3 protein-coding genes and 1 pseudogene are annotated in these 3538 nt (G+C 38.3%); 2 read left to right on the forward strand and 2 right to left on the reverse strand.

What is annotated here, in order from left to right; all coding sequences use genetic code 11:
• Positions 1-274: 274 nt before the first annotated feature.
• Positions 275-460: pseudogene (locus DFP77_RS20065) on the reverse strand (GmrSD restriction endonuclease domain-containing protein); the annotation flags it as partial.
• Positions 461-1117: 657 nt separating this feature from the next.
• On the opposite strand from DFP77_RS20065, the gene DFP77_RS19275 reads away from it, so the two are divergent.
• Together DFP77_RS19275 and DFP77_RS19280 are read left to right on the forward strand one after the other, a co-directional pair.
• The gene (locus DFP77_RS19275; RefSeq protein WP_114413792.1) at positions 1118-2506 is read left to right on the forward strand and encodes an AAA family ATPase; all 1389 of its coding nucleotides are present in this window, start codon (positions 1118-1120) and stop codon (positions 2504-2506) included.
• The gene (locus DFP77_RS19280) at positions 2503-3255 is read left to right on the forward strand and encodes an HNH endonuclease (protein WP_114413793.1); all 753 of its coding nucleotides are present in this window, start codon (positions 2503-2505) and stop codon (positions 3253-3255) included. The genes DFP77_RS19275 and DFP77_RS19280 overlap by 4 nt, the downstream gene beginning before the upstream one ends.
• 42 nt (positions 3256-3297) lie before the next feature.
• On the opposite strand, the gene DFP77_RS19625 is transcribed toward DFP77_RS19280, so the two are convergent.
• The gene (locus tag DFP77_RS19625; RefSeq protein ID WP_181858600.1) at positions 3298-3456 is read right to left on the reverse strand and encodes a hypothetical protein; all 159 of its coding nucleotides are present in this window, start codon (positions 3454-3456) and stop codon (positions 3298-3300) included.
• Positions 3457-3538 lie beyond the last annotated feature (82 nt).

Raw genomic sequence — 3538 nt, forward strand, 5'->3', positions numbered from 1 at the left:
TGAATTGTTCTGGGTAACGTACTTTGCTCATAAATACCTCTCACTTAGATCATTTTATCTAACTAAAAGGTGTCTAGCTAATTAGTGGCGATTCAACCTATCTGCACAGATTATTGGTCATGACCATGATACGTTAACTTATGGGCTCTACTCGGGTGGCTACACCTATGAGGCAAAACTTGAGGCAGTATTAAGAATTAACTATCCATTCGAGAAATAACTAGGTTAGAAGGCTAGTATTAGTTTGCAGGCCTTCTCCCTAAAATTTAACTTATTACTCTAAGCCATATTTCAAGGTCACCCTTTGAAATCGTGCTTTGTATTGCTCCCGATTCTTTGGGGGTAACCATTCGTCTAATCCTTTAGCACCTTTCTGTCGATTTAATGATGCTTCTACAGCAACAAGGTTGATCGGATCGTTAGCAAATTGTTCTCGCTTAGTCTTATCCCAAGATTGAGCGCCATGTTCCCATGCTCATTTCAGAGGGAAGATATGATCAATATCTACCTTAGATGCATCGAAAAGAACTTCTCCAGAATACATCGAAATCCAACGACCAAAAGTAACACGGCATTGTCTATCATCTGCGAATCTTACTGGGTTTGTAGACATAGATATGAGGACTTCTTGGCGCGTGTTTTGACAATCTCTGTTTTCATCATCCCAACCATGTCCGAACTTATCACGGCTATACTTAGTCGCTTTGGAATAGCTTGAGGTAGTGGTTTCTGAGGGGCTTTGAGAAGTGCTCAAAGACTGGCCTATAGGTAATCTTCCACCACTGGCAAGACAGGCTTTAATCGCCTGATACACAGTGAAATTCTTTATTCGAGAGTAGTACTCAGTGTTAGGTCTGTGGCAGATAGATGACTTAGATTTTTTTATTAGTTGGTCTGCCCAAGCAGGTTGAAGAAAAATGCTGAGTAAGAAGACTGAGATTTAGTGCATTTCGTTGTATTCGCGATTGATCATAGGCAGTGAGCGAATGTAACCAAGTTAGCCATGTTTAGTAAGTGCTAACGCCAATAAACTACTTCTAGGCTTACATACGGAGTAAGTGTTTAAGGAAGTGCGTTATGATAAGATCTCGGTTAATTTTAATTATGAAGTTTAGCTATGATCTTTAATGTTGAATTTGAAGACTTTAAGCTTTTTAAAAAGCAACTGTTTTTCTTTCACCCAGAATTTAATCTCATTGCGGGAGTTAATGGCAGTGGGAAAAGTTCAGTTCTGAAGGGGCTCGCAATCGCTCTAGCGGGGTGGGCGCACGCATACATAAAAGGTGAAAGTAACTTACGTCCAATTTTAGATAATGAGGTCAGAGAGATTGAGATTGATGGTAGGTTTGACCTAGCTAAACATACTCGTATTGTTACGATGGGGGAATTCCCTGTTATAAATCGTTATGGAACTAATACCTCAGGAAAAGTTACTTGGACAAGAGATAGGCTTGAAGATTTTCCAATTACAATGTTGGCAGGCAGTATACAGTACAAACATAAGAGTGTCGCAGACTCCTATTCTGAGAAATCTTATCAATTGAACTTTGATACATTAGGACGAGACATACTTCAGTATATTGAACGCGGTAGAAAGTTTAATTTACCAGTAATTGCCTTTTATGAATGTGACAGGCTATGGATGAGCAATGGGGCTCTCGATTTAAGCAATACAGCCAAGAAAAAGTACTCTAGGTTTGAGCCTTATTTAGATTGCTTTCATACTGGCTCAGATGATGCTGCGATTTCTGAATGGCTTCTTAAGTTGGAACTTGAAGAATTACAAAGACTCTCAGGGATATCTGATGCCCCCAAAAATCCTATAAAAAGCGCTATGGAAATAGCTGTTCAAGGTGCGTTAGAAAACTGTACTGGTTTTAGATTCGACTTTGCAAAGTCAAGAGTTATGGTGTCTTTTGAAAATGGGAAAGATATTGCTTTTGAACATTTAAGTGATGGCCAAAAAACAGTACTTGGGCTTTTTTGTGATATAGCGAAACGTGCTGCGATTCTTAATCCACATTTGGAAGAAAACGTATGCTTTGAAACTACAGGCGTAGTCTTGATCGATGAGCTTGACTTACATTTACATCCTAAATGGCAGAAGAATATAGTAGAGAACTTAAGAGCTACATTTCCTTGTATTCAGTTTATTTGCACAACCCATTCACCTTTTATTATACAGTCAATTAGGGATAGTGAAGAGCTAATTCTACTTGATGGAGATAACTTATCAGATTATGGAAGTAGGGGGGTTGAAGAAATATCTAGAAACATGGGCGTTTCAAAGCCTGAGGTTTCAAATACATATGATAAAATGAAGGGTGATGCTCATGCTTTTTTAGAAACATTAGATGAATTAGATGAGCAGAAGCTAAGCCCTGAAGAATTTCATGAGAAATATAAAGAGAAGCTTGCTGCCCTGATAGCCCCTTATGCAGATAATCCAGCCTACCAAGCAATTCTTGAACGAAAATATGCAACGAAAATAGGCTTTGAGTTATGAGGCCTGTACGAAGAGGTGATGCTCCAGTTAGAGCTTTTAATGATTATAAGGGGTATCTTGATTTTTTGCTTGATAAGATCGGAATAGGTTTTTATCAGGAAGAAAACATAGGAATGTATTGTAGTTACTGTGAGCGAAATATAAGTTCTGGTATTGAAGTTGAGCATTTAGTTCCTAAAAGTGGTGATTTTGGTGATCCTGACTTGGAGTTGGAATGGAGAAACTTCTTATTATCTTGTCGGAATTGCAATGCTACTAAAAGTAGGAAGCAAGTGCTATTTGATGAACTTTTTTTTCCTGACAGAGATAATACTTTTTTAGCTTTTACATATGAATTAGATGGGCATGTTCGACCAGCAGATGCTTTATCTGACAGGCAAAGAATAATTGCTTTAGCAACAATTGAATTATTAGGTTTAAATGCTCCTCTGAGAAGTGTTAGTGGAGTTACTACTTCTAAAGACAGGAGAACTCAGAGAATAAATGCATTTATGGCTGCTAGAAGTGCATTGGATGACTATTTGGCTGATACCGAAAATAAAATTGTTTCTAAACTTATTTTAAAAGAGATGATTGATAGGGGACATTTTAGTATTTGGATGAAGGTTTTTAGTGAGTACCCTGAAATGCTGAATCGATTTATAGAAGCTATTAAAGGCACGCGGGAAAGTGGTTGTTTTGATGACCTTGCTGCCCCCATCTCACCTCATCCAAATCACGATCGTTTAGACTCAGGAAGCAAAATTTAGAAAGTGTGCCTAAAAAGCTTCTAGACGCGCACGGGTCAAATATTAGCGAGAAATAGTTAGTGTAGTGATTTTCTGCCCTATCATACCTAGCGTAATCTTTAGTCGATCTTGCAGATTCTCATTGTTGTCCACTAGCAGATGTTGCTCTTCTTGCGACACTTGGGAAATGTCTTTGATAGTGATAATACCGGCGTCTTTCAAGGTAGTTGTCGCCTAAAATAATTAAGCAGCGTCTTTGTGTTGCTCTGGATTTAATTCCACATCACCTATTGGCTGCCAGTTT

This window comes from Marinomonas foliarum, from assembly GCF_003337275.1.
GTDB classification, from domain to species: Bacteria; Pseudomonadota; Gammaproteobacteria; order Pseudomonadales; family Marinomonadaceae; genus Marinomonas; species Marinomonas foliarum.

Excerpts from the sequence above, each read along its gene's own strand:
- DFP77_RS19275 (WP_114413792.1), top strand. The coding sequence starts at position 1,118 with ATGATCTTTAATGTTGAATTTGAAGACTTTAAGCTTTTTAAAAAGCAA.
- DFP77_RS19280 (WP_114413793.1), top strand. The coding sequence starts at position 2,503 with ATGAGGCCTGTACGAAGAGGTGATGCTCCAGTTAGAGCTTTTAATGAT.